Genomic DNA, 24,009 nt, shown 5'->3' on the forward strand with positions numbered 1-24,009 from the left:
TGGACCGAGAGAAGATCGTTGATCCTGGGGCAAATGCGGCGGTCATTGCTCAAGCCAGATGCCGGGAGAAGCCAATTTCCACGGAAATCGGGACACGACCGGGAATCTGCCGGCGAAGTTCAGCCAGAAAGAATTCGCTGCCAGCGATGAAAACATGGATTGGCCAAGTGGCGAGCCACTCGAAATGACAGTAGCTGGCATCCGTGTCTCTTACAATCTCACCAAGGGAACCTCCTATCGGCGTCTTGTGGATCGTTGCGACAACTGGGATCCCGAACCTGTGCTTCAGATGAACCGCAACGAAGATGCCACCCCAATGCTGTCCGTGAACCACGAGTGCTTCGTTCTCGTGGAAGCCGTCTCGTGACATGATCTAGGCTACTACCCTCAGAGCCTTTTCGAGGAACTGGCCAAATGGTGGCTTTCCGAGATCCTGCCCGCGCCTGACCCTGTGAACAACAACGCGACGGTTGAATGGATGCGTGTCGAGTGATGGCTGTTGTGCGATGACGTGCACTCTGACGCCTGGTACTCCTCCAAGGGCGTGGGCGAGATAGAACGCGTGCGTGGAGCCTCCCCCTACCGGATCGGGCGGAAAGCCCGGCGCCACGAGAACGACGTTGAGGCATTTTGTGTCACGCGTCGTTCGCATAGGAGTGTGTGCCTGCTGTCGCAATGCCCCTGCGGCCTAACGGCTCGCGCTTCAGCCGCCGCTGCGGAGCAGCGGTCGGCTGCAAGCGCTTGTTAGACAGTGACTACTTACGGCAAACCCATCTCGTAGCACACCGAATCGAACTCCTCTGCGAAGTAGCCGTCGAGTACCCGATCTGCCTTGCCCGGTCGAGCAGTTGCTGCCCAAGTACGAAACTCCTCTCCAGCTGAGGGACCTGCGCAATACACGACTCTCGCACCCGAATTCGCGATTGGCAACCAGATATGGCTGTCGCGAGGCCGAACCTTCACACCGACAATCGCAATCGTGTCCGCCCTAGATGCGAGCTCTGCCCACCTATGCCGTTGATTCCGGATGAATGACACCCCAGCACTTGTTGTCTTCTGCGGCTCGAAGTAGCTCATGACCGGCGGAACGGCATCACCATTGATGCGGCGTTGGAATTGCCCCGCGTCTGATATGACAACAACGGAGCCGTCAAAGGTGACTCCGACGCCCGAAAACGAAACACCTACAGAAGAAGCCCGTACGCCCTCGCAGAAGAGGTGACAACAACCATGCGGTAAGCACAATTCGATCTGCCCTGTCGCGGCTACTTGGCCAACTACAGGTTGGATTCCAACGTGCAAGAGAGAGAGTTCTAACAGCCTTTCGTAATTCAGGGTGGCGATAGCACCCTCCCAATGGTTTTGGCGAATGCGTCGAGCCAGTTGAACGTATAGGTTAGACGTCTTGGGGATGAAGTTGAAGAAAAAATGCGCCATCGCCCGTTGAAGAATGGGCATCGCGTGGGAGTTGGTCTCCGCGAGCCGAGCCATGCCCCGCTCGAAGTCATCCCGGAAGAGGTCAGCCATCTCAGCCGGCAATTGGCCCCACCCATTAGGGTTGAACTGTCGGAGAGCCTCGAAGAGCCTCGCTCCTGTCGGTGGTCCGCCGGCTGGTTCGGACCCATAGCTTGCCCCGGCACCAAACAGGAATAAGTTCATTGATGCTTCAGCTCCGTCCGTCTAACGGCCTGCATCAGCCGCGTTCACCCGCGTCACTGACCGCAAGGCGCGGCGGTCTACCCAGAACGCTAAAACACAATTCTACACTCACTGCTGTCCAAATTAGCCCGGGTTGAGCACTGGGACCCTCGTGTTTCTTGGAGATTTGGACGGGTTGAGCACCATCGGGAAATGAGGCCCCCTGTTCTGCTGTCCGAATGAAAAGGCCAGCACCTCCTGTCGGGGCCGTTCCCCCACCGGTGGGGTCTCAAACGGCTGATGGAGCCACGTCCACAGGTCCCGATGCGTAAACAGGTTCATCCGCAACAAGGCCACCAGATTCGAGAGCGACAAGGCGAAGCGGGCCTTCAGTTGCAGATACCGCAGGATCAACAGGGCAATCAGCGCCGTCCAGACCTGGATCTTGACGGCGTTGGCGCTGGTCCCGACAACGGTGTTGATCTTCATGTATGTAATGCCCCCGTTTGTCAAGACACTTGTTCTGGTGCTGCGCGTGCGTCATCCGACGCCGCCGCTTGTGCCGCTCCGTGCTCGCTGAGCGCCGCTTCGAACTCGAGCGGGCTCTGGTCCCCCAGGCTCGAGTGGACGTAGCGCTCGTGGTCCTCCACCGTGATCCCGTGGCGGATCGCCGCCCGCCCGCGCTACGGCACACTCATTGAAGAACAGGGCGGCGACGGGGGGCGGCCAGGACGGCGGAAGTCCCATGGCGGGATCGGCGACGAATCCGCCCACAAGCCGCGCCGCGCCGCCCGCGCCTCGCGCTCCAGTTCCGCCAGATGCGTGTCGCGCGAATACCGGCAGGACCACCAGGCAAGTCCCGCCCGCACCAGCTCCTCGTTGAGGATTCGGCCGTCCGGTAGTCCTACGTCGCCGATCACCCGCCCGTACGGATCCTGCCCATGCTCGCGGACCGTGACAGTTTGGCCGAAGACGAGCTCGGCGGTCAATTGCTTCGCGCGCCGGCCGAAGGCTTGTCGCTTCTCCGGCGCATCGACGCCGTTCAAGCGCACACGGACTTGGCGACTCCCCTCACGCACCGTGATGGTGTCGCCGTCCGTGACGCTCATGACACGGCCGGTGAAGTCCGCCCATGCGCCGCTCGCCGCGGCCAGCATCCAGAGGCCCAGCAGGCTCGCCAACAGCACACCGTCTGTGCGCAGGGCGATTCCGTTCGGTGGATCGTGCCGCTTACTTCTGCTTGGCGACAATCTGATCCTTGATCTTGTCGTACGTCGCCTGTGGGAGAATCTTCTTCTGGAGCAACTCGTCTTTCCGCTTGTACGGCCGGTTGTCGAGGATCTTCTTGGCGTAGGCGTCCCCGATGCCCGGCAGGGTCTTGAGCTGCTCGACCGTTGCTGTATTGAGATCCAGCGGTTCGGCTTTCTTCTCCGCCGCCGCCACGATCGCCGTCGTCCAGCCGCCAGCTTGTAGCGTCGCCACCATGGCGATGGCCACCAGACTTGCGCAGAGGAACCCCAACAACACACGACTGCTGTCCGTTCGCATCTTCCCCCTCCTTGGTGTTCTGTTGCCTTCAGCCTGTACCCTTGACTGACACTCGCTATGCGGTGGAGTAGACGCGTCGAGCGCGGTGGCCCGCCTGGAACCGGCGGCTCGTGGCCGTCGGCTCGTTAGCCCCTCCGCTCTGACGAATACGATCGAGGCTCTGCGTCACAGCCTCCACCGCCGCCTTTTGTTGGTCCGTCGCGGTCGCAATCTGTTGCGCACTCTCTTGCACCTGTTGGGCAGAGGCCGTCATGCTCTGGAACGCCTCGTTTAAGCGCCGGTGCTGCTCGAGGCCTTTGGCCATCTCCTCCGAGACTTGCCGAATGGCGCGCATCACCTGAGCGGTCTGGGCCTGATGGCTCACGATTGTCGCGGAGATCTCTTTCGTGGCTTTGCTCGTCCGTTCCGCCAGCTTCCGCACCTCGTCGGCCACGACCGCGAAGCCCCGCCCCTGCTCCCCCGCCCGCGCGGCTTCGATCGCGGCATTGAGGGCCAGGAGATTGGTCTGGTCCGAGATCTCGTCGATCACCTGGATGATCTGGCCGATGGCTTCCGCCGCCTGGCCGAGCGCGCTGACTGATGGCCGCAAGGTCGTCCTGGCGGTGGAGAGCGGGCAGCAAGAATCCAAGGAGTCGTGGGGCGCGGTGCTGCGGGATCTGCGGGCACGGGGGCTGACGCCCTGGCGCTGCACGGTGGCCGATGGGCATCTCGGGATCTGGGCCGCCTTGGCCGAGCAGCACCGACGGCGGCCGAGCAGCGCTGCTGGAACCATCGGATCCTCAACGTGCTGGACGCCATCCCGAAGAAACACCAGGCAGAGGCGAAGGCCTTGCTGACGGCGATGCCGTACGCCGAGACGCAGGCCGAGTGCGAGCGCCTCCGGGACCAGTTCAGCCGCCGGTACCGGGGGCTGGCCCCGAAGGCCGTCGAGCGGTGACCGGCGGACTGGGCACGGCTCGTCACGTGCTCTCAGTTCCCTCGGGAACACTGGCGCCACTTGCGGACTACGAACGTGGTCGAGTCCCCGTTCGCCGCCGTGCGGCTGCGGACGACAGCCGGCAAGCGCTACAAGCGGGTCGAGTCCGCCACGGCGTTGATCTGGAAACTGCTCCAAGTGGCCGAGGGTCACTTCCGGCGCCTGAATGCGCCGGAGCTGCTGCCCCTGGTCTACGCCGGCGTCCAGTTTGTCGATGGCGTGAAGGCATCAACCAGCGTGACCCAACAGGAGGTCGCCGCCTGATTCCATTTACACACCTATTGACAAGACCTCCGGAGCGGGTCACCAGCGCGTACTACCTCGACGTTCACGTTGATCGAGAAGCCGCCGCTCGGTATGGGCTCACGGTCGAGGATGTGGAAGAGATCATCGAGACAGCCATCGGGGGCAAGAACATCACCCAGACGGTCGAAGGGCGTGAGCGGTATCCTGTCAACGTGCGCTATCTGCGGGAGCTACGGGACGACCCGGAGTCGCTGCGGCGGGTGCTGGTGGACGCCCACAATGGCGTTCAGATTCCCCTGGGCCAACTGGCGCGGGTGACCGTGACCAGCGGTCCCCCCGCCATTCGCGATGAAAACGGTTCACTCGCCGGTCTTGTGTTCGTGGATGTGGCGGGACGGGATTTAGGAGGGTATGTGGAAGAGGTTCAAACACTCGTCCGGGAACGGATCGCACTGCCCGCGGGATACTCGCTCGCCTGGGGCGGGCAATTCCAGTATCTCGAACGGGCCAAGGCGCGGCTCAAGGCCGTGGTGCCCGTCACGGTGTTTCTGATTGTCGTCCTGCTGTACCTGAACTTCAAATCGGTGATGAAGAGCTTGATCGTCCTGCTGTCCGTGCCGTTCGGGGTCGTGGGCTCCATTGTGCTCCTGTCCCTCCTCCAGTACCATCTGAGCGTCGCGGTCTGGGTGGGCCTCATCGCCCTGGCGGGTGTCGCGGCCGAGACGGGCATCATCATGATCATCTTTCTGGACGAAGCTTACGAACGGCGGCAACGAGAAGGCCGTCTCCGGTCGATCGCCGAGTTGCATGACGCCATCATTGAAGGAGCGGTCCGGCGGGTGAGGCCGAAGATGATGACCGCCTCGGCCATCCTGCTCGGCCTCTTGCCGATCATGTGGAGCCACGGCGTCGGCGCCGATGTCATGAAGCGGATCGCGGCGCCGATGATCGGGGGCATGGTCACCTCAACCGTCCTGACGCTGCTGGTGATCCCCGCACTGTATGCCTCGTGGCGCGGACGATCTGTTCTCTCAGCGGATCGCCCTCTGCCGACTCATCCCGACTTGGTGTAGGAAGCGACCTCGATATCGGTGTCTCGATGAAGAACGGAGCATCGCCGTCCTCCGTGTTGTCGCGGTCTCCAGGAAGATGAGGAGGTGATCACCATCCCTACTTCATCCCGCTTGTCGGGCAGGTGGATGACTTTCTCATCGTCCCAGCATAGAGGACTGTCGCCGGCACCTTCGAGGAGGTCTCGATGCGCTGAACGATGGCAGGGAGGATTCCTGAAGCCATTGGTTGACGCTGTCCGGTATGGAGGCGTGTGATGACCATGCTGGGATCGATCGGACTTTTTGTGCTCGCCGGTCTGTGCGAAATCGGCGGCGGCTCTTTGGTCTGGCAGTGGTGGCGTAACGGGGTCAGTTGGATCTTGGAAGTCCTTGGCGGAATTGTGCTGTTTGTGTTTGGAGTGGTTCCAACATACCAGTCTGCCCACTTTGGACGAGTGTACGCCGCCTATGGAGGCTGGTTCATCGTGCTCTCGCTGATCTGGGGCTGGGCGATCGATCATCTAGAGCCAGATCGCAATGACCTGCCAGGGGCAGGCTTCTGCTTAGCGGGTGTCGCCCTCATCATGTACTGGCCTCGGTGAATCGCTCGCTAAAACGTGATGATCTGATAGCCCTGCGACACGAGAGTCTTGAAGCTCGGGTGGCCGTCAAACTCTCCGGCCAGCCTGACACCGCACGCCACGACTTTGTCTTTGACGCCGAACGCGCCCGCGCAGAATTCGCACGCGCCGGCGATCCGATCCTTTACGGCTTCATAGAGGCCGTGAATCTGGTGGTCCGGCTTCGACAGCTCCGGAATCCACTTGGGTCCGGCGCCGTCGAAGATAAGCTGGACGTCCTCTTGGGCCTCCTTGAATTCCTTCACCGCCTCCAAGGCGTTGACGACCCGTCCCAGTCCCTCGTGCGTCTCCGTATCCGCGAATACGATGATGGCGACCTTGGCCATATCTCTGCCTCCTTCTCGGTTGAGAGGTTGAAGTAGCAGGCCTTTCTAGCAAAGAGGAGTTCCGCTGCTCTGTGATCTGGCTTACAAAGCTGAGGGCCTTGTTCACCACGGATTGTGGGGAGCCTTACAGAAGCTCTTCCTGTCAGCGGGGATGATCACGCCCACCAGCAGAGAACGCCCGCCCCATGCGGAAGGAGGCTCGTCATGACCTGCCATCGATGTCACGGACTTATGGTGCTGGAAGAGATCTGCGATCTTCGCGAAACCGGCGATGCCCTCTGCTTCGACGGCTATCGCTGCCTGCAGTGCGGAGAAATCCTAGACCCGGTGATTCTCGATCATCGCCGGCGAAGCGCCGTTCCGGTCGGTGAGACGTGGCGAACGAAGCCCCGCCTTCCACGCCAGGTCAGAGCCGCGGCTGACCAGTCCACGGGAACGGAATGGTCAAAGGTGGAGGCTCACAGAACGTCCCTCTCTCTGGGGGAGAACGGTGAGCAGTTGCCGCCGGGAACTGGACATCACGGTCTGCGTCGAAAGGAGGCGCGCGATGACCAGCTCATGCGATCCGGCCCATGCCGGTCAGCCGCAACTTGACGAGGTTCCTTGTCCTGCATGCGGGAGCCACGAGCTCGCCCCTCTGCTGCAGTGCGACGACTATCCGGACGGCTGTCTCTGGCTGGCCCGCTGCCGGTCGTGCAGCGCGCGGTATCACTTCGATGTGCGGTCCCGGGTGTCTTCGGCTGAATGAACGGGCGCACCCGTCTCTGGGTGCTGGAGCGAGCCACGGAGGTCCCTATGCGAGTGCAGGATGTCATGTCGACAGGGGTGGTCACGGCGGGGAGGACGGACGCGGTGCGATCGATCGTGGTCAAGATGCTCACGCGGCGCTGCGGCGCGATCCCGATCGTGGAGGATGGGGATCGCCTGGTCGGGATTGTCACGTTGCGCGACGTCATGATGCCGATGTATCCCAACTACGGCGACTACATTCACGATGCGGTGCACAGCCGGGACTTTCTTGAAATGGAGAAAGGCTACCCCGAGGTCTTGGCAAAGAAAGCCGAAGACATCATGACGCGCAATCCGTTCACCGTCGCTCCGACGACACCGATCTTGGAGGCCGCTTCCTATATGGGACTCAAGAACCTTCGTCGCATCCCGGTCGTGGATCACGGCAAATTGGTCGGCATGGTCAGCATCGGTGATATCCACCGAGCACTCTTCTTTTCGCGCGGAGGATGCGAGACGGAAGCGGTCCCAGACTGCGGATCCTGAGGCCTCGATCCGCCGCGAGCACGGCCGCAACCGACCGGGAACTGTAAGCTGGCTCACAACGGCTGCGTCCTGCGCGCAGTAGAGTGCAACGGCACAAGCCGGCTGGAGTTAGACGTTCCTGCACATGGGACGACACATCACCCTGAACGAGAAAGGAGGTGCTCGGATGGCGGAGCCGTGAATGCGTTGAGGCGCCACCCGGCCGGCGATCATGTCGTCCGGTACAACAAGACACTTTGGAAGGAGGTTCCTATGAATGCCAAGACGAATAAGAAGCACGCCATGGTCCATTCCGCATTGTTGGCCGCACTGAGTCTGGTGGGCACCCAGGCGTTCGCCGAACCGCCCAAGATGCCGGAATTGCCGAACGGCTGGGAGGCCTGCGGCGGCGTGGCCAGGGCCGGCATGAACGACTGCGCGATCAAAACCAGCCTGCATTCCTGCGTGGGCATGGCGAAGACCGACAATGAGCCCGATTCTTACGTGTTCTTGCCCAAAGGGCTCTGCGCCAAGTTGGCAAAGGGCAAGGTGCTGCCGATCACCAAACAGGATGTTGAAGAGATGAAAGCGAAGATGAAGAAGATGTAGGACCTCGTCATGGCTGTTCACCATTCCGCTCCGATCCCGGCCAGCGCCGGGATCGGACTGCGGGCGCAGCATATTCGCGCGATCCTCCAAGAGCCTCCGCCGGTCGCCTGGATGGAAACCCATCCGGAGAATTATTTCGGAGAGGGCGGAATGGCTCTCCGCATGCTCGAGCGGATCAGGACCCGGTACCCGCTGAGCTTTCACGGGGTCGGGCTCTCGCTCGGCTCCACCGATCCGCTTGACCGCGATCATCTCCGGCAACTCAACGCGTTGATTGATCGCTTCGAGCCCGCATTCGTCTCGGAGCATCTCTCCTGGAGTTCCGTCGCCGGTCGGTTCGTGAACGAGTTGCTGCCTCTTCCTTACACCACGGAAAGTCTGGAGCATGTCTGTGCACGAATCGAGGCCGTGCAGGAAGTCTTGCGGCGGCCGCTGCTCATCGAGAACATCACCCGCTACCTCGCCTGGCAGGATTCCATTATCCCGGAGGGAGAGTTCATGGCCGAGGTGGTCCGGAGAACCGGCTGCCGGATTCTGCTCGACCTCAACAACGTGTATGTCAACGCCGTCAACTTCGGCGAGGATCCGTTGGCTCTCTTGAGAGCGATTCCGGCCCAGGCGGTCGAGGAGATTCACCTGGCAGGCTTCGACCGCTTCGGGCGATGGCTGGTCGATACCCATGGCCGAGTGGTGCATCCGAAGGTCTGGGACCTGTACGAGTGGACGATCGGCTGCATCGGCCCTCGACCGACGCTGATCGAATGGGACACCAATCTGCCGACGCTGGAGGTGCTGGTCGCCCAAGCCCGGCAGGCGGATGCGATCCTGAGGGACGGCCATGTCGCGGCTTCGTGAACTCCAGCTCGGGCTTGTCGAGAGCCTCGTTGCCGGGACACCCTCTGCTGTCGCAGGCGCGATTGTGCCGGAAGGGAGTGCCCTGCGGAGCCTGGCGCTCTATCGGCGCCTGATCCGAATCAACTACACGCAGGTGCTCGCGGTCACCTATCCGGTTCTGCGCCGCCTCGTTGGCCTTCGATATTTTGGCCTCCTCGCGCGCGGGTATCTGAAGCGCTACCCGTCGACCAGCGGCGATCTCTTCGGGTACGGGCGCCATCTCCCGGAGTGTCTCCAGGCGCTAGAGGCGCCTCGGCGGCTCGTGGAGTTGGCGACACTCGAGTGGGCCTGTCATGAGGTGCATCGAGCCGCCGAGGCTCCGCCGCTGTCCCAGAGTCCATTCGACGCCATCGCATCAGCCGATCCGTCGCGAGTCAGACTCGTCCTCAGCCCGGCTGTTCGACTGTTGCGATTGTCACAGCCGGTGCATCGCGTCTGGCTGGCTCTGCAGTCGGAGGCGCCGGTTGGCGAGGTGGACGACCTGCTGCTTCCCGAAGAAGAAACCGGCGTCGTCGTCGCGCGCGGCGGCGGGAAGGTCGAGGTCACGCCGCTGTCCCGGCTGGAATACCGGTTGCTCGAGGCCATGGCGGATGGACAGAATGTGGCGGAAGTCGAACGGATGGTGGTGGAGGCCGACCCGGAGTTTGACTGGTCGCGGTTTGCGGCGACCCTTCTCCGGTGTCGCGTGTTGACCGGCTGTTCCGTGGAGGATGCGTCATGAGCTCGCTGATGGACCGGCTGACGCGCGCGGCGGCGCTCGCCCTGTCCGGCTATCGCCGCCTGGTCTGGGCGCTGGACTCCCTTTTGCCCGTGTTCGACCTCGGCGTCCGCCTGTATCTCGCCCATATTTTCTGGAAAGGCGGCATGGTCAAGCTATCCAGTTGGATGTCGACGGTCATGCTCTTCACCCTCGTCTACGATGTGCCGCTCCTGCCGCCCGAAGTCGCCGCCTATCTGGCGACGGCGATCGAATTGGGCGGCTCGTTCCTGCTCGCGATCGGGCTGGCGGGTCGATGGGCCGCCCTCTCGCTCTTCGGGCTCAATCTCGTCGCCTCGATCTCGTACGGACAATTGTCCGAAGCCGCTCTGCAGGAGGCGTTCTATTGGGGGATTCTCTTCCTGTACTTCGTCCTGCACGGGCCCGGACTGCTCTCGGTCGACGCCCTCTTGCAACACCTGATTCGACGACGGAGAGCGTCACGCCTGGCCGATCACACCATGTCCCTTGTGACGCCCATTCACAGCGAGTCGAAGTCGAGAGGCTAAAGCGACCGCTTCCCCGGCAAAACTGCCCCCTCAAACGTATTGCGTTGGTGACCTGTTGCACAGTCCGCCGCCTTTAGGCGATAGAAGAAGCACGGCCGTGAGGTGACTGATGGAGAGTGGGAACGAGTTCGGCGAACGCAAGATGCGCATCCTTCACACCGAATCGTCGCTCGACCTCGGCGGTCAAGAACTCCGCGTGTTACGCGAGGCCGAAGGGATGACCAAACGAGGCTACCCGGTCTTCCTGGCGGTCTCTCCGGACAGCCGATTGCGACACGAGGCCGAACAAGCGAACGTTCCTGTTGTCCCGATCAGGTTTCATAAGGCTCGATTCGCGGGCTTGGTTGTCGACGTTCTCCGTGCGATCAGCAAATATGAGATTCGAATCGTGAATACTCACGGATCGCTCGATAGTTGGACGGCCTCCGTTGCCGCGCGTCTGTCACCGGCCCGTCCTGTCGTGATCCGGACGCGCCATAAATCCACGCCTGTGACCAATACGGTCCGGCATCGTCTGCTCTACAAGGTGTTGCCTGATGTGATCGTCACCACAGGCGCCAGAGTGAGGGAGTCGTTGATCGGTCAATTGGGTCTATGTCCCTCTGACGTCGTCTCGATCCCAACCGGCGTGGATACGTCGGTCTTCCGGCCCGCGGCAAGAACGAGCACCCTGCGAACGGAAGTGGGCGCGGCTGCCGGCGATCCCTTGATCGGGACCGTGGCCTTTCTGCGCTCCTACAAGGGGCTGACCCATCTGATTGACGCTGCTGCGCTCGTCCGATGCAGGCATCCGGAGGCGAAATTCCTCATCGTGGGGGAGGGGCCGGAGCAAGCGCGGCTCATGGCTCAGATTCACCGGTTGAGGCTGTCGTCGACCGTAATGCTGACGGGGTTTCGGCGTGACGTCCCGGACCTCTTGGCGGAATTGGATGTGTTCGTCCTCTCCTCTCTTGATGGGGAAGGGCTTCCGCAGGCCCTGACACAGGCCATGGCGATGCAGCGGGCCGTGGTGGCCACGTGCGTGGGAAGCATTCCCGGTACATAAAAAAGGGGTCGGGAGTCATTTCATGCGCACGGGACTCGGACATGCGCTTCTGATCGGGCTCATGCAGCCTGGCGCGACGACCGCATGACGTGTCATGGCCATTTACGGCATGTCGAATGGCGATGACTGTGTTTCGCCTGCCTCACCCGCCGAGAGAATCATCCGCTTGCTCTGAGACCGCCCGAACCAGTACAGTAGAGCCGCTGCTGACGAGAGGGGCCGATGTCTCAGGAATCTCCCTCGCAGAACAAGCTCTGGTATCTCAAACACATCCGCTTGTTCGACGGGCTCAGTCAAACGGAGATGCAGGAGATGGAGCGCATCACCAGGATGCAGGCGGTGAAGAAGCGACAACCCCTCTACCTACCGGGTGAGCCCAGCAGCAACGTGTATCTCCTCAAGCAGGGGCGGGTCAAGATCGCGAGCACCGCGCCCAGTGGAAAGGAAGTCACGTTCGAGATCATCGAGCCTGGAGAGATCTTCGGAGAGCTGGAAGTCCTGGAAGAGACGCCTCGAGAAACTGTGGCGGAGGCGCTCGACGACACGCTCATTTGCGTCATCCGACGCGAAGACTTCGACCGCTACCTTCGGACCCATCCCGATCTGTCCGTCAAGCTCACCAAGCTCATCGGGCTTCGACTGCGGAAAATTCAAAGCCGGGTGGAGGACCTCGTGTTCCGCGATGTCCCGGCCCGCCTGGCCCACCTCCTGCTCGAACTCGGCAAGACCGACGGCGTACCGGAAGGAGCCAGCATTCGCCTCCGTGTGAAACTCACCCATCAGGAAATGGCCAATTTGATCGGTTGCAGCCGCGAAACGGTCAGCACCACGGTGGGGCAGTTTCGCGAGCAGGGCTTGATTCGGATTGAAGGCCGCTCGATCACCATCGTCGACGCAAACAGTCTTTCGCGATTGCTCGGCTGATTCGGCTTTGCGCAGGCGGCCTGACCGGCACTGAACCGCATCCGGCAGTCCATACCAGGGGGCGATGCGCTCTATGCAGCGCTGGGCATGCCTTCCCTCATGGCTCTGCAGGCCGGGTTCGCGCGCGAGCCAGATCGAGAAGCTCGATCACCGCGCCATAGCCCTTTTTGTGTAGCATCTCCGCTGCGGTCTTCACCATCGTCGGGCTGGCCTCGATCCCCAAGCCGTCCACCCAGCGGTTCATGAAGTTGAAGTAGGCGCAGACCAGCGCCGCGTGGGTCAGCGCCGTCTCGTCCCAGCCCGCCTGGTACACCGCCTCGGCCTCCGCCCGGTCCACTTGAGCCGGCGCGAGTGTCAGTTTGCGGACGTAGCGAAGAACCGGCTTGAACCGTTCCGGCACGGCGGCCCGTTCCGGATCCTCGGCCAACTGCTCGATCAACGCGCCGTCATACCCGTACCGCGTGGCGACCGCCGCGTGCGAGGCTTCGCAGAAGGCGCAGTGATTCAGCCTCGACACATAGGCGGCGAGAAGTTCACGTTCCCCTTCGCTGAAGGGCGAGGGACCTCGCATCAGCCGCTGGGCGAACTCGTGCAGCGGCCTCGCGAATTCTGGATAGGCGCGGAACACGTCGATCAACGAAGCGTCGGGCATCGAACGAAGAAAACTCATGGCGCAGCTCCTTTGTGGCTTGGAATGGCCGGATTGACTTCTTGGGGGACCATTGGGCCCATCAGAGTCTGATTGAATCCCACATACAATCGATAGAGCCCGTCCCCCCGCTTCCATTCCCGCATCGAACTGTCCACGATGAGGTAGTAGGTCCCGGGCTCGAGTTCGGAGGGAAACAGCGCGGTGACCCCAGCGCGGAGCACATAGCCCTGCTGTAAGCGGGTGCCATCGGAAGACAGGAGCGACAACGCCGGCTGCCAGGCCGATTGGACCAACCCCACGACGCCGGACCAGGTGGCGCGGTTCGCCGCGACGGCGGCTTCGATCCTTGTCCGTTCGGTCAGGGTGAATTGATAGACGTGATCGGGTCCGTCCAATCCATCGGGAGGCCGGTAGTCGTCGTTCGCTTGCGCTAGCATGCCGGTGAGCACGGCACTCTTCGTGATCCGGTCCGCATGAGCGAGGTCTTCCCCGCCGCGGAACTGTTCATCCGTCAGCGGTCGGGTTCCACAGGTCGCCCAGGTAAACTCGCGCTCGTACCGGCTGGTGATTGAGCAAGAAGTCTGTCCGGCAGGACACGAGGCCCCACGACTAGCCGCTGCGATCCGCTCGTACCCGTACCGAGGGGGGAGCGGCGCGACGACACGAGGCGCCATATTGCCGGCCGGCTTGCCGCCTTCTTCGACGATTTCGAGCACATTGGCCCCAGCCAGCAGGCAGTTGACCAGTGCGGTGAATTCGGCTTCTCGTTGCAACTTCTCCCAAGGGCAATCGGCGGATCCCGCTGCGCAGACGGTGCTCGATCGATATTCCGCCAGATGCACGAACGGCTTGGGGCGGATTTCGCACCCTGCGAACAGAAGGCCGGCCGCCGCGATGCCGGCGGCAAGCGTGCACAGGCTGCGCCCGGCTTTGACGGGGTCGCGCATCCTCACTTCTCCAACGATCGGCGAATCATGCGAACCAAACATTTCAGAATCCCGCGCACGATATCGAAATGGCTCGACAGCACGTCGTACAGGTACTCTCGTTCGATCTTGAGGGCCCTGGTGTTGTCCACCGCCACGGCGGTGACCAGCCTGGGACTTTCGTCCAACAAGGCCCACAGGCCGAACGTCTCGTTCTCCCGTACCACCGTCTTTTCCAGCCCGTCTTTGCGCAGAGACACCGTGCCCTCCAACACCACGTAGAGGGCATCCGAGGGTTCGCCTTCCCTGAAAATAATCGTCCCGGGCGTAAAGCGGACTTCCTGCGCAATCGCCGCCACCTTGGCAAGGTGCTCGGTCTCCGTGTCGAGGAAGATGTCCACGCCCTGTAGCAGCAGCACTTTTTCGATCGTCGTCAACACGGGTGTCACTCCTGGTTCATGGGCGTCTTGTTCATGGGGTACCTGTAGGGTCATGGCCTCGAGCGATATGGCCAGGACCGACCCCTTTTCCATTCGCAATCTCCAACCGACGGGTCAGATGCCGCCATGCCAAGCCGGCAGTTTCTCGAACAAGGCTGTCGGGACTCCCCAATGATTCGTGCACGACCTCTTGCAGTGCCTCCATTTGCTGTTCACCGATGATATAGAGCGCGCAGGAAGCGAGCCATGGATCCCGACCGCGCGCGACTGCCGCGAGTCCTGCGCGGAATGTGACCGGGTCCGAGTCAAACGCGAGGCTTTCCGGATCCCGCAGGGCCGTCGAGACCCGCCGATCGATCAGGGGAATCAGCGCCTGCTTCAACGGCGGGGGAAGCATGGAGTCGAGGAATTCGACGGCGTAGTCCCGCACCCGCGCGTCGCTGGCTCTCAGGCCATAGTAGGCGTCGTGGATGTCCTTGATCGGAAATAGGAGCCCCAGCAAGCGGAAGATCAATTTGAGATGGTCTTCCGCCCGTTCCGCCAACGCCTGCCTAAACAGCCGGCTGCCGGGGGTGGTTTCGTCAGGCACGGGGCGCTGACGCATGGCCAGGAGATGTTCGTACTCACGGATCTCAATCAGGAGCCGCTGCTCGATTGGGGGCGGGTCGAAAACGAGCGACGTGTCACCGGCCCGAAGCTTGTTCAGCGCTTTGACAACGTGGTAGCGTGCCACGCGATCAGGCTCGTCGAGCCGTCTTATCAGCCAGACGACAGCCTCCGGCCCGCCGATCGTCGCGACCACTCTGGGCAGCCTCCGGCGCAATTCGATCGGCTGTCTGGGGTCGGCGTACGCGCGATCAAGCAGGGGAAGCACGGGCGGGCCGTAGCGTGCTAGGGTGTCGCCGGCCTCGCCGGCGACCGCGTTGCGCAGGAGGGTCGCGATGATCGTGGGCGCCGCCTCCGGCGGTTTCACCTGGGCCGCGCTGCGCAAGGCGGCTTTCACGATCGTCAGGTCGGGGTCGCGCAACAGGGATATCAGAAGGTTGCTGTGAACGTATGATGGAAAGCCGATCCAGCCCAAGGCCCGGGCTGCTTCCAGGCGTAGCTCCTTCCCGTCCGGTCCGCCGGCAGAAGCCATAGCCGCCAACACCTGTTCGCCTTGTCTGTGCAGAGGATCCCCCGCACGGCCCAGTGCGCAGACCACCGCGCCGCCGAGGACCCGCGGGTCCTGACTTGCGAGCCACCCTTCGATCAATGTGTCCGGGCAGCCCTTGACCGCGCAGACGAAGCGCATCGCGTTCACCCGGATCGTGAGATCGGGGTCGCGGATCGCGTTTTCCATCAAGGGAAGCGCGCGCACGTCACGGCTTTCAGTGAGGAGATGAATCGCTGCGGCTCTAGTTAACGATCCAGGACGCCGCGCCAGTTCCATGAGCGCGGGGACGTACGGCGTCACATCCGCCCGCTCCAAGAGTCTCAGGACAGCGAGCGTGCCAACCTCGTCGGCCTCGAGCAATCGGCGGGTCAGGAGGGACACGGTCCGAGCCTCGGAGAGATTCACGGGAGCCTGCCACGAGTCCAGGTACTTCGCCTGGAGGCCCGCGCGGAGGGCCCGCAGATACCGCTGCTGGCTCAGAGCCGCCAAGGGAATCCAGATAGCCAGCAGCCCGATCACTACCACGCTGAGTTGGAAGACCGTGAACGAAAACACCCCGGTGGCGACAAGCAGAATGAGCCCCCCTATTCCACCGGCCGTGCGTTCCGTCACACTATCGATGAAAGCCTTAGCCTTGGTTTTGATCATCCATGGAAGGGGGACGTACAACAGCTCGAGGCCGGCCTTGTTGATGGAATAGCGGAAGCTGCCTTCGCTCAATTTCAGGAATGCCACAGGGGTGAACCCCGGCGAAACGGCAACAGCGAGCGATCCGGCCAACAGCGTGACGGGTAGAGAGAGTAGCACGGCGCTGAGCCCCAGCGTTTGGACCACGAATCCGGTCGTGAGCAACTGCACTAGAAACGAAACCACGCCTAGGCCCGCGTAGAAGGCGCCGAGAAATGCCGTGAGGGCATCCTTGGAAGGATAGGCTTCTCGGATGATCGCTTTGAACTGGTAATCGACGAGTATCGCGACCACTTCGCCGAGGGCGATCAACCCGGCGATCATCGCGAGGTGCCTCCCATAACCCGCGAAGCTGCCGAGAAAGGGCTCGCCGGCTTGCGGTTCCGCGACCTCCGTGGGCGCGGGGACGGAGGCACGGGTCATGCGATCCAACACAGCCACGATGCCGCTGCAAGCGGCGTAGCCGCCTGCCGCCACCAGCAGGAGTCCTTCCGTGCCGACGAGAGCGGCCAACGATGTGGTCAGGAGTCCGCCCAGCGTCCCGCCGAGGATCGCGCCGGCCCCGATCACGCCGAACAGCCGTTTGGCTTCGCGCGTCGTGAAGACCTGATTGGCGAACAACCATGACTGAGCCACCGTCAGCAGGCCATAGCCGCTGACCCAGAGATAGAGCGCGTAATACAGCCAGGGTGCTCCGCCCGAGAGAGCCAGCCGGAACATGAGCAGGACGGCTGCGCCGGCGAAGAACGTCGTGTGGAGCTGGGCGCTGATCGGCAGGCGGCGAAAGCCCCGAGCGTACAGCCAGGCCACCAGACCGCTAAAGACCGCGACGAGGATGTAGACGAGCGGGAGCTGGGCGACGCCCAATTTGTACAGGAACAAGGAATCGCGCACCGATTTCATCACGACGTAGGCGGCGATCAGTAGAAACATGCAGGCAAACATCAGGCCTGTGCGCGCGTACTCACCGCTCCGAATGTCGATCGCTCTTCTGAAGATGGTCATCATCCTTCTTTCACGGCCGTTGTCCCATCAGGTTTCCCGATCGAGACCGATCAGATGGAATCGTCCTGTCTCGGGGTCGAATCGGAGATAGGCCGTCACTCGTTTGCTCCAATGGCCCCCTCCGTCGTAGCTTGTCTGGATCTGGATCGAGGCCACCGACCGATCCTTCGTCGGCTCTCCCGACCGCTCTACCTGGGACCGCAACGCCTGAATAAGCGGGCGGCTCAACGGGATCCGTGGCGCGTCGATGATTTGTGCCGGAGCCACTTCCGGATCGAACCCATTGGCGACGACTCGTCGGACGGCGTACCGGTAGGCCGCGGTTTTGGCTGGAGCATAGCCTCGCGAGAGCGCGAGGTTGTCAAACGTCAACACTTGTTCTCCCAACGCAGAATCCACCAATGAGAATCGATCGAGCGGGTTGACGAGGTTGAAATAATGGCGGCCGATCTTATCGCGGCGGGCTTTCAACACGCCAGCCACATACCGTTCGGCTCGCGGGTCGGAAAAGCCGCCGGCGTGAACGATCGTATCGATATCCTCGTCGGTAAAGGACGTGACGATCTTCGCTCCCCAGTACGCGTCTCTCAGGGTCGCGCGCAAGAAGGCAGGATTCGGATAAGTCGGCCGCCACCGCTCGGGATCGAAATAGACCGATTCGAAGTACCCCACGGCCGGATAGTCCATCTTGACCGGGATTTCCCACGGCTTCACATAGAAGCCCGCTTCGATCATGGACCGTCCGAAAGCGCCGAAGTCGAGAAAGTATTCGTTGCCGAAACGCGGCAGTTGCGGGTCGGCATTGTCGGCACCCAACGTCGAGGAGAAGTCGATCAAGTAATGCGTCAGATACTTCGCCTCGGGATCGTACATGTCCAGCGCGTTCGCGGCCTTCGTGTCCGTGTGATTCAAGAAGGCCGCAATGACCCGAAGGCCCCGTAGCTCGCGGCGGTTTTCGTGGCGGATGCGGTCGTTGGGATCGTCCGGCCGCTGCCCGACATAGAGAAACGGCCCCTTGGGAATGCCTGGCAGGAACTTGCTGGCCATGGCGCGAATTGTACCGTCGGGCCGATGGGGAACACGCTCCAGGATGGCCTTGATATCGTCTTCGGTCATCGGCCGCGGGACATGATAGCGTCCGCGAAACTTTGCTTTGGGGCCGACCCGGATGCGTGCGGGATCGACGTCGACGAGATAATGCTCGGGAACGTGGTATCCCGCGGCATACAGGAACCGCGAGGAAATCACTTCCGCAGCGGTTGTCATCTCCGGATGCAACGGCGGGTCGAATTTCAAAAGATAGACGTCGCCTTTTGCATCACGGATCACGAAGCCCGGTGTGGAGGCCAGGCTTTCTTTCCCGCTGATCGCCGTCCAGAGACCGGTCCTATCAGGGGCACCGTGTTCGGTCGTCGGCCCGCGCGCGAGTGCGTCCGCCGAGAGGCGAGTCACCGCATGCCGGTTGGTGAACCAGGTCGAATCCGGGACCTCGTCGAAGGCGTTGACGTTTTGGGCTTCCACCGGATCGGCGAGACCGAGCCAGGTCCCGATCGTCCTGACCGAGCGGCCCAGGTTGAAGAGCTGCCCGACCCGATGGAAAATCATCTTGTCCATGCCGTCCCAGAGCGCCCATTGCCCTTCGGTTTCTTCTTGCGGTTCCGGGATGGGACGTCGGTCGTCGGCCTCCCACACGATGGGCCGATCTATGGCCGGAGCGCTGGAGCAACCTGGCATTGCGGCCAAGACACAAGTCGTGCTCCACAGCATGAAGCGAGCGAGGAGGCATCCAAGCCGATTCCGCTGTTGCGGATGTGCCACCGTGATGATCATGAGATTCATCGCGTCTTCCCTGTCAGAACCCGAGCATCGCCGCGCGCCGCCGGACGAACTCCAGATCGCCGCGGATCAGCGTCAAGACGCCGTCTTCGCTCGCGGCGACCTGAATTCGAAAGCCGAACTTCCGGTTGGTCACGAATCGGAGACCGGCGCCGGCGGAATAGCGAAATTGTTTGATCCCGATATCCTTGTAGTTGTTGAACACCTGCCCCTCGTCGAGAAAGATATCGCCTTGGACGTCCTGCCAGACGGGAAAGCGCCATTCAGCGTTGAACAGCAACGCGCCTTCGTCTTGCCACCGTCCACGGTCGAATCCTCGCAGGCCGTTGTTCAGGTCCAGGAGATTCAATTCGTAAAACGGAATGGAGCCTCCGCCCAGGCTGTCCTGCTTTGCCAGATACCCGCGCAGCAGGAGCACGCGGTCCTCGTGGAAGACGGGAATGTACCGCTGGACCTCCATCCGATAGCTGAGGTAGCGGAACTGATTGCGGTCCACTTGGTCCGTGTAGGTGAAGGCGCCTTCGGCGAACCACCCTCTGGTCGGACGAAAGGGATTGTCCCGTGAGTCATAACTGAGGCTGGGTTCGACAGCCAGCGCCGTCATGGAGCTGTTGTTGCCTGTGATGGACGCCGGCGTGGCCGGTAGCCGGCTCGATGGCTTGGCGTCGGCGATCAACAATCGGCCGGTGAGCGCCACGCTGACATCGCCGGCCAACTTGCGGCCCAGCTTCAGATCCCAGGCGAGCTGCTTGAGCTCAAAATTCGTCTCATCCTGCTTTCGCGCCCGGTTGCCGCCGGGGAAAAAATGGCTCTCGTCGAAGTTCAAGAAGAAGACATTGGAATCAAGGAACCACGGCCATCCAAAGAGGGCGGGGTCCCGGTAAGACGCTTCGGCGACTTGATTGTCCCGCGTGGCCACAATGTAGGACAGCCTCGCCTCTTTCCCCTGGCGAAACAGATTGTTGTCGAACGCGGTGAATCCGATGCCGCTGCTTAAGGTCCCGCCGATCGCGAACTTGGGATAGACACCCGCGGTTCGTTCTTTGTTCAGGAACAGATCCAACGCCCGATTGAGCAGATCGTATCGTTCGTAGGCGATCGCGAATTTCTTGAATGGATAGGTGAATCCCCTCCAGGCATATTCCGGCACCGCAAGAAGTCGGTTGACCCACGTGTTTTCTTCGTCTTCCGGCTTTCGCGCCTTCGGCTTACCCTCAGTCTCTGGCTGACTCTCTTCCCGCTGCTCGTGAGCGGATTCCTCCTGTCGTGGAGCCTTGTGCGACGGCTCGACCGGATGTGGCCTGGATGCACAGGCCATCAGGAGCAGACTGATCACCAACAGGTTCCAGGAGAGCAGGTGTCTAAGGGAGCGGGCCTTTGAATGCATCGTCAGAACCGCGCCTGGGTGATGCTCTATACTTCCTGTAGCGCGCCAGGCGAAGGGTTCGTTGACCAGCCGGTGCAAGTCCGGCCGTGGTAACCGCCAGCGGGCCATGTAGTCAGCCCCGGCCGTTCGCTGCCAGGCAGGCGGCTGAGCGGGGTCTCAACCCTCGTGACGAGCGAGGGGACGAGTGGGCAGTCCGTACCATGACGGGAATCCTGCCGCGTCGTGAGTAGACCGCCGAAAGGCGCACGAGGAGGCCGAGCCGCGTACACATCGGCGAAGGCAACAATCCCCGCTGGGAGGCTGGAGCGGCGGGGGCGAATCCTCCGGCGTATGGGGAGCGGAATGTCCACAGGGCCAACGAAGCAACCTGGGAGCGCCGCCCGGCCGAGAGAGTCGGGCCGATCAGACCGAGAGTCGAAGTGGACCGATGGTCGAGAGGCAGTCGGAGGAGGCCAGAGTCCTGGGGAGGGCCTGGACAACAGAACCAGGTCGGAGGGAAGGGCCTCGGCTTCACCCAGGGGCCGGTGAGGACGACGGGCTGGAGAATGCCACGCGTGGCTCACGAGGCCCGAGCCACGGTCCGGCGCCTGCAGCCGGCCCGCTCTCAGGCGGCCAAGAGGAGCCCAACCCGACGCTTCCATGCCTGGTACGACAAGCTCTGGCGGTGGGAGGGGCTGGAGCAGGCCTGGGCGACGGTGCGAGCCAACCGTGGCCGAGGCGGGGTCGATGGGCAGACGATCGAGCGCAGTGAGCGGGCGGGGGTGGCACCCTTCCTGCACGAGCTCCAAGCGGCGTGGCCGGCGGGCCGGGATCGGCCGTGTCCGGTGCGACGGGTGGAGATGCCCAAAGCCAGCGGCGGCACCCGGCCGCTGGGGATTCCCACGGTGCGGGACCGCGTGGGGCCAGCCGCCTGCCGGCTGGTGATCGAGCCGCGCTTTGAGGCCGAATTTCTGCCCTGCTCGTCTGGATTTCGGCCGGGGCGCCATGCCCACCAGGCTCACCGGCTGAGCAACGAGACGGTCAATCGGGGGTCTCACGGGGTGGTCGATGGGGACATCGTCCGGTCCTTCGAGACCATCGACCAGACGAGGCTGCTGGCGCTGGTGAGGCAACGCATCAGTGACCGGCGCGTGCTGCGGCTGCTGCGAGCCTGGCTGAAAGCCGGCGTGTTCGCGGCCGACGGCGATGAGCCCAGCGAGCAGGGAACGCCTCAGGGCGGGGTCATCTCGCCGTTGCTCTCGAACATCTACCTGCACGTGCTGGATCAGCAGTGGCCACAACGCTTCGCGCCTCTCGGCATGCTGGTGCGGTAGGCGGAGGACGTTGTCATCCTGTGCCGCCGGGACCGGGAGGCGCAGCAGAGCCTGGCGGCGGTCCGGGACGTGCTGGCGGGCCGCGGGCTGGCCTTGCATCCGGAGAAGACGCGGCTCGTGGATCGGTCTCGCGGGACGATGGGGTGTGACGGCCGGGGGGTTCACTTCCACAAGTGTGCGTCTTGGCAGGTCCGAGGTCGGCATGAGTGTCTGCGTTGGCCCTCGCCACGCGCGAGGCGCCCGATTCGCCAGAAGGTGAAGGGGGTGACGGCGGACTGGCGACGGCTGCCATTCCCCCTGGAGGCGGTGGTGGCTACCCTGAACCCGATCCTGCGGGGAGGGGGGCAATCCTTCAAGGTGGGCAACAGCAGTCGGACGTTTGTCGCGGTGGATCGGTCTGTCTTCCCTCGCTTGGCCCTGGTCCGCCGGCGGACGTATCCACGCCGTCGGCGGGACTAGTCGGCGGCGGACGACCGGCGCCTTGGCGTGTATCGGGCCACGGGACAGGTCGTATGGGCCTGACCTCGAATGCCCCTGCGCAAGCGGTTGTCGGAAAGCCGGATGAGGGAGCATCTCACGTCCGGTTTGATGAGGGGATGTAGGACACCCCTGTCCGCTGGGGGCAAGCACCCGTTGCAGCAGCAGAGCAACGGGTTCCCGAGACGCGTGCGTCGAGGCGTTCATGAGCGGCTCCAGGCCAGCGCCAATGTTCTACTCTACAAAGTGGGTTGAGTCGAAACAAAAATGGCGGAAGATGCCTCCGGCATTTACCAACCCGGGGCCAAGGCCCCAAGCTGAAAGGAGGACTGACGCCATGCGGAAGCGGGGACCACCGAGCGAACAGTTGAAGCAAGCCCTGACGACGATCCTGGAGCCCGGCAGTGAGCGCGCGGAGCATCCGCTGGATGAGCTCATCACCTTGGGCGCCCGGTCCGGGTGGCCGGTGGCCGACGAGCAAGCCGTGACCGAGTTGGGCCGCGCCCATGATCAGCAGGGCGCCCGGCGGCGGCGCGGCTGGCGGAATGGCGACGAGCCCAAGGGGCTCAAGACCCCGCTGGGGCTGCTGCCGGTGGCGGTGCCGCAGGTGCGGGGAACCGAGGAGCCCTTTCCCGCCCGCCTGGCGCAGGCCGTGGGCACACGCTCGAAGGCGTTGGAGCGCTTGGCCACGCGGATGTGGGTGCGCGGGCTCTCGCAGGCCGATGTCGAAGCCCTGTTTCTGGAGACGGTGGGGGACCGGGTGATTTCCCGCACCGGCGTCAGCGAGGTCTGTCGCCAGGTGCAAGCGGACTTCGAGGCCTGGCAGCGCCGGGATCTGAGTGCCCTGAAGGTCGTCTCTCTGGTCCTGGACGCCATCGATCTGGCCGTGCGGCAAGGGACGGACGAACAGGAAGGCGTGCTCTGCGCGTACGGCATCCTGGAGACGGGGCAGAAGGTCCTGCTGTCTCTGGCCCTGGGGAGCCGCGAATCCTCCGACGCCTGGCTGAGCGTCCTGCACGACCTGACCGCGCGCGGCCTGGAGGCGCCGTTGCTGGTGATCTCGGATGGCCAACCCGGCCTGCGCAAGGCGCTGCGGGAGGTGTTCCCCCGGGCGTCCCACCAGCGGGGTCAGGTGCAGAAGATGCGGACCAGCCTGGCCAAGCTGCCGCAGGCCGCGCGGGCCCTGCTCAAGCCGCTGATCCGCCAGGTCTTCTGTGCCGCCACCTATGAGCAGGGGCTGACGCGGGGCCGTGCGCTCATCGCCCGGTGGCGCGCCCGCTATCCGGCGGCGATGGCGTGTCTGGAACAAGACCTGGAGGCGTGCCTGATCTCTCTGAAGGTTCCGAAGGAGCATCACAAGAGTATTCGGACGACGAATCTCCTCGAACGGACGTTCGGGGAAGGGCGGCGCCGTACGAAGGTGATCCCGCGGTTCCCGACCGAGACCGCCTGTCTGAAGCTGGTGTTCGCCACCTTGCTCACCGCATCACAGCGCTGGCGCGGCTTGCGCATGACCCCGCGCCTCCGGCGCGAGCTGGACACGATCCGCCAGGAGCGGTATCCGGTCCAGAGTCAGGTGGCCTGAGGGAGACAGCCGGAGGGATCAGCGCCATGGCCACTTTTACAGGAAAAAAAGAGCTTGACCCCTTACCGCGGAGTGCCCCGAAAATTCTTTCACCTTTACCTGGGCGAAGTTTGCTACCGTTACAAC

General features: G+C 62.9%; 23 protein-coding genes and 2 pseudogenes. 14 read left to right on the forward strand and 11 right to left on the reverse strand.

What is annotated here, in order from left to right; translation table 11 throughout:
- The first annotated feature begins 58 nt into the window (after positions 1 to 58).
- Entirely contained in the window at positions 59 to 367 is a 309-nt protein-coding gene (locus ACWHYQ_RS00345) for a hypothetical protein (RefSeq protein ID WP_447973816.1), read from the forward strand.
- Between the two features lie 1,415 nt (positions 368 to 1,782).
- Here the strand turns inward: ACWHYQ_RS00345 and ACWHYQ_RS00350 are convergent.
- The 4 genes and pseudogenes from ACWHYQ_RS00350 to ACWHYQ_RS00365 form a co-directional block, all read right to left on the reverse strand.
- Complete coding sequence (locus ACWHYQ_RS00350) at positions 1,783 to 2,127, reverse strand: hypothetical protein (RefSeq protein ID WP_447973817.1); 345 nt, start codon at positions 2,125 to 2,127, stop codon at positions 1,783 to 1,785.
- 194 nt (positions 2,128 to 2,321) lie between these two features.
- The gene (locus tag ACWHYQ_RS00355) at positions 2,322 to 2,825 is read right to left on the reverse strand and encodes a thermonuclease family protein (protein WP_447973818.1); all 504 of its coding nucleotides are present in this window, start codon (positions 2,823 to 2,825) and stop codon (positions 2,322 to 2,324) included.
- 43 nt (positions 2,826 to 2,868) lie between these two features.
- Entirely contained in the window at positions 2,869 to 3,186 is a 318-nt protein-coding gene (locus ACWHYQ_RS00360; protein WP_447973819.1) for a ComEA family DNA-binding protein, read from the reverse strand.
- Positions 3,187 to 3,241: 55 nt separating this feature from the next.
- A pseudogene (locus ACWHYQ_RS00365) lies at positions 3,242 to 3,715 on the reverse strand (methyl-accepting chemotaxis protein); the annotation flags it as partial.
- A gap of 40 nt (positions 3,716 to 3,755) precedes the next feature.
- Between ACWHYQ_RS00365 and ACWHYQ_RS00370 the strand changes: the two are divergent.
- The 3 genes and pseudogenes from ACWHYQ_RS00370 to ACWHYQ_RS00380 form a co-directional block, all read left to right on the forward strand.
- Positions 3,756 to 4,426, forward strand: a pseudogene (locus ACWHYQ_RS00370) (IS256 family transposase); the annotation flags it as partial.
- A gap of 17 nt (positions 4,427 to 4,443) precedes the next feature.
- A complete protein-coding gene (locus tag ACWHYQ_RS00375; RefSeq protein ID WP_447973820.1) occupies positions 4,444 to 5,481 on the forward strand; it encodes an efflux RND transporter permease subunit in 1,038 nt (345 codons plus the stop codon).
- A 254-nt stretch (positions 5,482 to 5,735) separates the two neighbouring features.
- Positions 5,736 to 6,062 carry a YnfA family protein gene (locus ACWHYQ_RS00380; protein ID WP_447973821.1) on the forward strand — a complete coding sequence of 109 codons (327 nt, stop codon included), beginning with the start codon at positions 5,736 to 5,738 and terminating at the stop codon, positions 6,060 to 6,062.
- A gap of 8 nt (positions 6,063 to 6,070) precedes the next feature.
- Here ACWHYQ_RS00380 and ACWHYQ_RS00385 read toward each other — a convergent pair whose 3' ends face one another.
- The gene (locus ACWHYQ_RS00385; protein WP_447973822.1) at positions 6,071 to 6,427 is read right to left on the reverse strand and encodes a DsrE family protein; all 357 of its coding nucleotides are present in this window, start codon (positions 6,425 to 6,427) and stop codon (positions 6,071 to 6,073) included.
- Between the two features lie 795 nt (positions 6,428 to 7,222).
- Here ACWHYQ_RS00385 and ACWHYQ_RS00390 point away from each other — a divergent pair.
- The 7 genes from ACWHYQ_RS00390 (at position 7,223) to ACWHYQ_RS00420 (ending at position 12,419) form a co-directional block, all read left to right on the forward strand.
- Positions 7,223 to 7,702, forward strand: coding sequence for a CBS domain-containing protein (locus ACWHYQ_RS00390; protein ID WP_447973823.1), 480 nt, complete (start codon positions 7,223 to 7,225; stop codon positions 7,700 to 7,702).
- 252 nt (positions 7,703 to 7,954) lie between these two features.
- Complete coding sequence (locus ACWHYQ_RS00395) at positions 7,955 to 8,290, forward strand: BufA1 family periplasmic bufferin-type metallophore (RefSeq protein ID WP_447973824.1); 336 nt, start codon at positions 7,955 to 7,957, stop codon at positions 8,288 to 8,290.
- A 9-nt stretch (positions 8,291 to 8,299) separates the two neighbouring features.
- Positions 8,300 to 9,145, forward strand: a complete 846-nt coding sequence (gene bufB / locus ACWHYQ_RS00400) for an MNIO family bufferin maturase (RefSeq protein ID WP_447973825.1) — start codon at positions 8,300 to 8,302, stop codon at positions 9,143 to 9,145.
- Complete coding sequence (locus ACWHYQ_RS00405; protein WP_447973826.1) at positions 9,129 to 9,905, forward strand: HvfC/BufC family peptide modification chaperone; 777 nt, start codon at positions 9,129 to 9,131, stop codon at positions 9,903 to 9,905. The genes bufB and ACWHYQ_RS00405 overlap by 17 nt, the downstream gene beginning before the upstream one ends.
- Positions 9,902 to 10,450, forward strand: coding sequence for a DoxX family protein (locus tag ACWHYQ_RS00410; protein ID WP_447973827.1), 549 nt, complete (start codon positions 9,902 to 9,904; stop codon positions 10,448 to 10,450). Before ACWHYQ_RS00405 ends, ACWHYQ_RS00410 begins: the two co-directional genes overlap by 4 nt.
- 109 nt (positions 10,451 to 10,559) lie before the next feature.
- On the forward strand, positions 10,560 to 11,495 hold the full coding sequence (locus ACWHYQ_RS00415) for a glycosyltransferase (RefSeq protein WP_447973828.1): 936 nt from the start codon (positions 10,560 to 10,562) through the stop codon (positions 11,493 to 11,495).
- Positions 11,496 to 11,717: 222 nt separating this feature from the next.
- The gene (locus tag ACWHYQ_RS00420) at positions 11,718 to 12,419 is read left to right on the forward strand and encodes a Crp/Fnr family transcriptional regulator (protein WP_447973829.1); all 702 of its coding nucleotides are present in this window, start codon (positions 11,718 to 11,720) and stop codon (positions 12,417 to 12,419) included.
- Between the two features lie 97 nt (positions 12,420 to 12,516).
- Here ACWHYQ_RS00420 and ACWHYQ_RS00425 read toward each other — a convergent pair whose 3' ends face one another.
- The 6 genes from ACWHYQ_RS00425 to ACWHYQ_RS00450 all read right to left on the reverse strand — a co-directional run bounded on the left by ACWHYQ_RS00425 (position 12,517) and on the right by ACWHYQ_RS00450 (position 20,586).
- The gene (locus tag ACWHYQ_RS00425) at positions 12,517 to 13,089 is read right to left on the reverse strand and encodes a carboxymuconolactone decarboxylase family protein (protein ID WP_447973830.1); all 573 of its coding nucleotides are present in this window, start codon (positions 13,087 to 13,089) and stop codon (positions 12,517 to 12,519) included.
- Positions 13,086 to 14,018 carry a hypothetical protein gene (locus ACWHYQ_RS00430; RefSeq protein ID WP_447973831.1) on the reverse strand — a complete coding sequence of 311 codons (933 nt, stop codon included), beginning with the start codon at positions 14,016 to 14,018 and terminating at the stop codon, positions 13,086 to 13,088. The genes ACWHYQ_RS00425 and ACWHYQ_RS00430 overlap by 4 nt, the downstream gene beginning before the upstream one ends.
- A gap of 2 nt (positions 14,019 to 14,020) precedes the next feature.
- Positions 14,021 to 14,437: a Crp/Fnr family transcriptional regulator gene (locus tag ACWHYQ_RS00435; protein ID WP_447973832.1), complete on the reverse strand. Its 417-nt coding sequence runs from the start codon at positions 14,435 to 14,437 to the stop codon at positions 14,021 to 14,023.
- A gap of 31 nt (positions 14,438 to 14,468) precedes the next feature.
- Positions 14,469 to 17,213, reverse strand: a complete 2,745-nt coding sequence (locus ACWHYQ_RS00440; RefSeq protein WP_447973833.1) for an Npt1/Npt2 family nucleotide transporter — start codon at positions 17,211 to 17,213, stop codon at positions 14,469 to 14,471.
- Positions 17,214 to 17,312: 99 nt separating this feature from the next.
- On the reverse strand, positions 17,313 to 19,124 hold the full coding sequence (locus ACWHYQ_RS00445; protein WP_447973834.1) for a hypothetical protein: 1,812 nt from the start codon (positions 19,122 to 19,124) through the stop codon (positions 17,313 to 17,315).
- Positions 19,125 to 19,137: 13 nt separating this feature from the next.
- Positions 19,138 to 20,586 carry a BamA/TamA family outer membrane protein gene (locus ACWHYQ_RS00450; protein ID WP_447973835.1) on the reverse strand — a complete coding sequence of 483 codons (1,449 nt, stop codon included), beginning with the start codon at positions 20,584 to 20,586 and terminating at the stop codon, positions 19,138 to 19,140.
- A gap of 467 nt (positions 20,587 to 21,053) precedes the next feature.
- On the opposite strand from ACWHYQ_RS00450, the gene ACWHYQ_RS00455 reads away from it, so the two are divergent.
- The 3 genes from ACWHYQ_RS00455 to ACWHYQ_RS00465 all read left to right on the forward strand — a co-directional run bounded on the left by ACWHYQ_RS00455 (position 21,054) and on the right by ACWHYQ_RS00465 (position 23,883).
- On the forward strand, positions 21,054 to 21,821 hold the full coding sequence (locus tag ACWHYQ_RS00455; RefSeq protein WP_447973836.1) for a reverse transcriptase domain-containing protein: 768 nt from the start codon (positions 21,054 to 21,056) through the stop codon (positions 21,819 to 21,821).
- Between the two features lie 138 nt (positions 21,822 to 21,959).
- Positions 21,960 to 22,280 carry a group II intron maturase-specific domain-containing protein gene (locus tag ACWHYQ_RS00460; protein WP_447975611.1) on the forward strand — a complete coding sequence of 107 codons (321 nt, stop codon included), beginning with the start codon at positions 21,960 to 21,962 and terminating at the stop codon, positions 22,278 to 22,280.
- 355 nt (positions 22,281 to 22,635) lie between these two features.
- The gene (locus ACWHYQ_RS00465; RefSeq protein WP_447973837.1) at positions 22,636 to 23,883 is read left to right on the forward strand and encodes an IS256 family transposase; all 1,248 of its coding nucleotides are present in this window, start codon (positions 22,636 to 22,638) and stop codon (positions 23,881 to 23,883) included.
- Positions 23,884 to 24,009: the final 126 nt, after the last annotated feature.

Source organism: Nitrospira sp. Kam-Ns4a (assembly GCF_965152595.1).

Coding starts and splice junctions, on each gene's coding strand:
- ACWHYQ_RS00350 (WP_447973817.1), bottom strand. CDS start 2,127: ATGAAGATCAACACCGTTGTCGGGACCAGCGCCAACGCCGTCAAGATC.
- ACWHYQ_RS00445 (WP_447973834.1), bottom strand. CDS start 19,124: ATGAATCTCATGATCATCACGGTGGCACATCCGCAACAGCGGAATCGG.
- ACWHYQ_RS00360 (WP_447973819.1), bottom strand. CDS start 3,186: ATGCGAACGGACAGCAGTCGTGTGTTGTTGGGGTTCCTCTGCGCAAGT.
- ACWHYQ_RS00385 (WP_447973822.1), bottom strand. CDS start 6,427: ATGGCCAAGGTCGCCATCATCGTATTCGCGGATACGGAGACGCACGAG.
- ACWHYQ_RS00465 (WP_447973837.1), top strand. CDS start 22,636: ATGCGGAAGCGGGGACCACCGAGCGAACAGTTGAAGCAAGCCCTGACG.
- ACWHYQ_RS00430 (WP_447973831.1), bottom strand. CDS start 14,018: ATGCGCGACCCCGTCAAAGCCGGGCGCAGCCTGTGCACGCTTGCCGCC.
- ACWHYQ_RS00390 (WP_447973823.1), top strand. CDS start 7,223: ATGCGAGTGCAGGATGTCATGTCGACAGGGGTGGTCACGGCGGGGAGG.
- ACWHYQ_RS00405 (WP_447973826.1), top strand. CDS start 9,129: ATGTCGCGGCTTCGTGAACTCCAGCTCGGGCTTGTCGAGAGCCTCGTT.
- ACWHYQ_RS00420 (WP_447973829.1), top strand. CDS start 11,718: ATGTCTCAGGAATCTCCCTCGCAGAACAAGCTCTGGTATCTCAAACAC.
- ACWHYQ_RS00425 (WP_447973830.1), bottom strand. CDS start 13,089: ATGAGTTTTCTTCGTTCGATGCCCGACGCTTCGTTGATCGACGTGTTC.
- ACWHYQ_RS00455 (WP_447973836.1), top strand. CDS start 21,054: ATGCCACGCGTGGCTCACGAGGCCCGAGCCACGGTCCGGCGCCTGCAG.
- ACWHYQ_RS00395 (WP_447973824.1), top strand. CDS start 7,955: ATGAATGCCAAGACGAATAAGAAGCACGCCATGGTCCATTCCGCATTG.
- ACWHYQ_RS00345 (WP_447973816.1), top strand. CDS start 59: ATGCCGGGAGAAGCCAATTTCCACGGAAATCGGGACACGACCGGGAAT.
- ACWHYQ_RS00415 (WP_447973828.1), top strand. CDS start 10,560: ATGGAGAGTGGGAACGAGTTCGGCGAACGCAAGATGCGCATCCTTCAC.
- ACWHYQ_RS00440 (WP_447973833.1), bottom strand. CDS start 17,213: ATGTTTCTACTGATCGCCGCCTACGTCGTGATGAAATCGGTGCGCGAT.
- ACWHYQ_RS00380 (WP_447973821.1), top strand. CDS start 5,736: ATGACCATGCTGGGATCGATCGGACTTTTTGTGCTCGCCGGTCTGTGC.
- ACWHYQ_RS00460 (WP_447975611.1), top strand. CDS start 21,960: ATGGGGTGTGACGGCCGGGGGGTTCACTTCCACAAGTGTGCGTCTTGG.
- ACWHYQ_RS00410 (WP_447973827.1), top strand. CDS start 9,902: ATGAGCTCGCTGATGGACCGGCTGACGCGCGCGGCGGCGCTCGCCCTG.
- bufB (WP_447973825.1), top strand. CDS start 8,300: ATGGCTGTTCACCATTCCGCTCCGATCCCGGCCAGCGCCGGGATCGGA.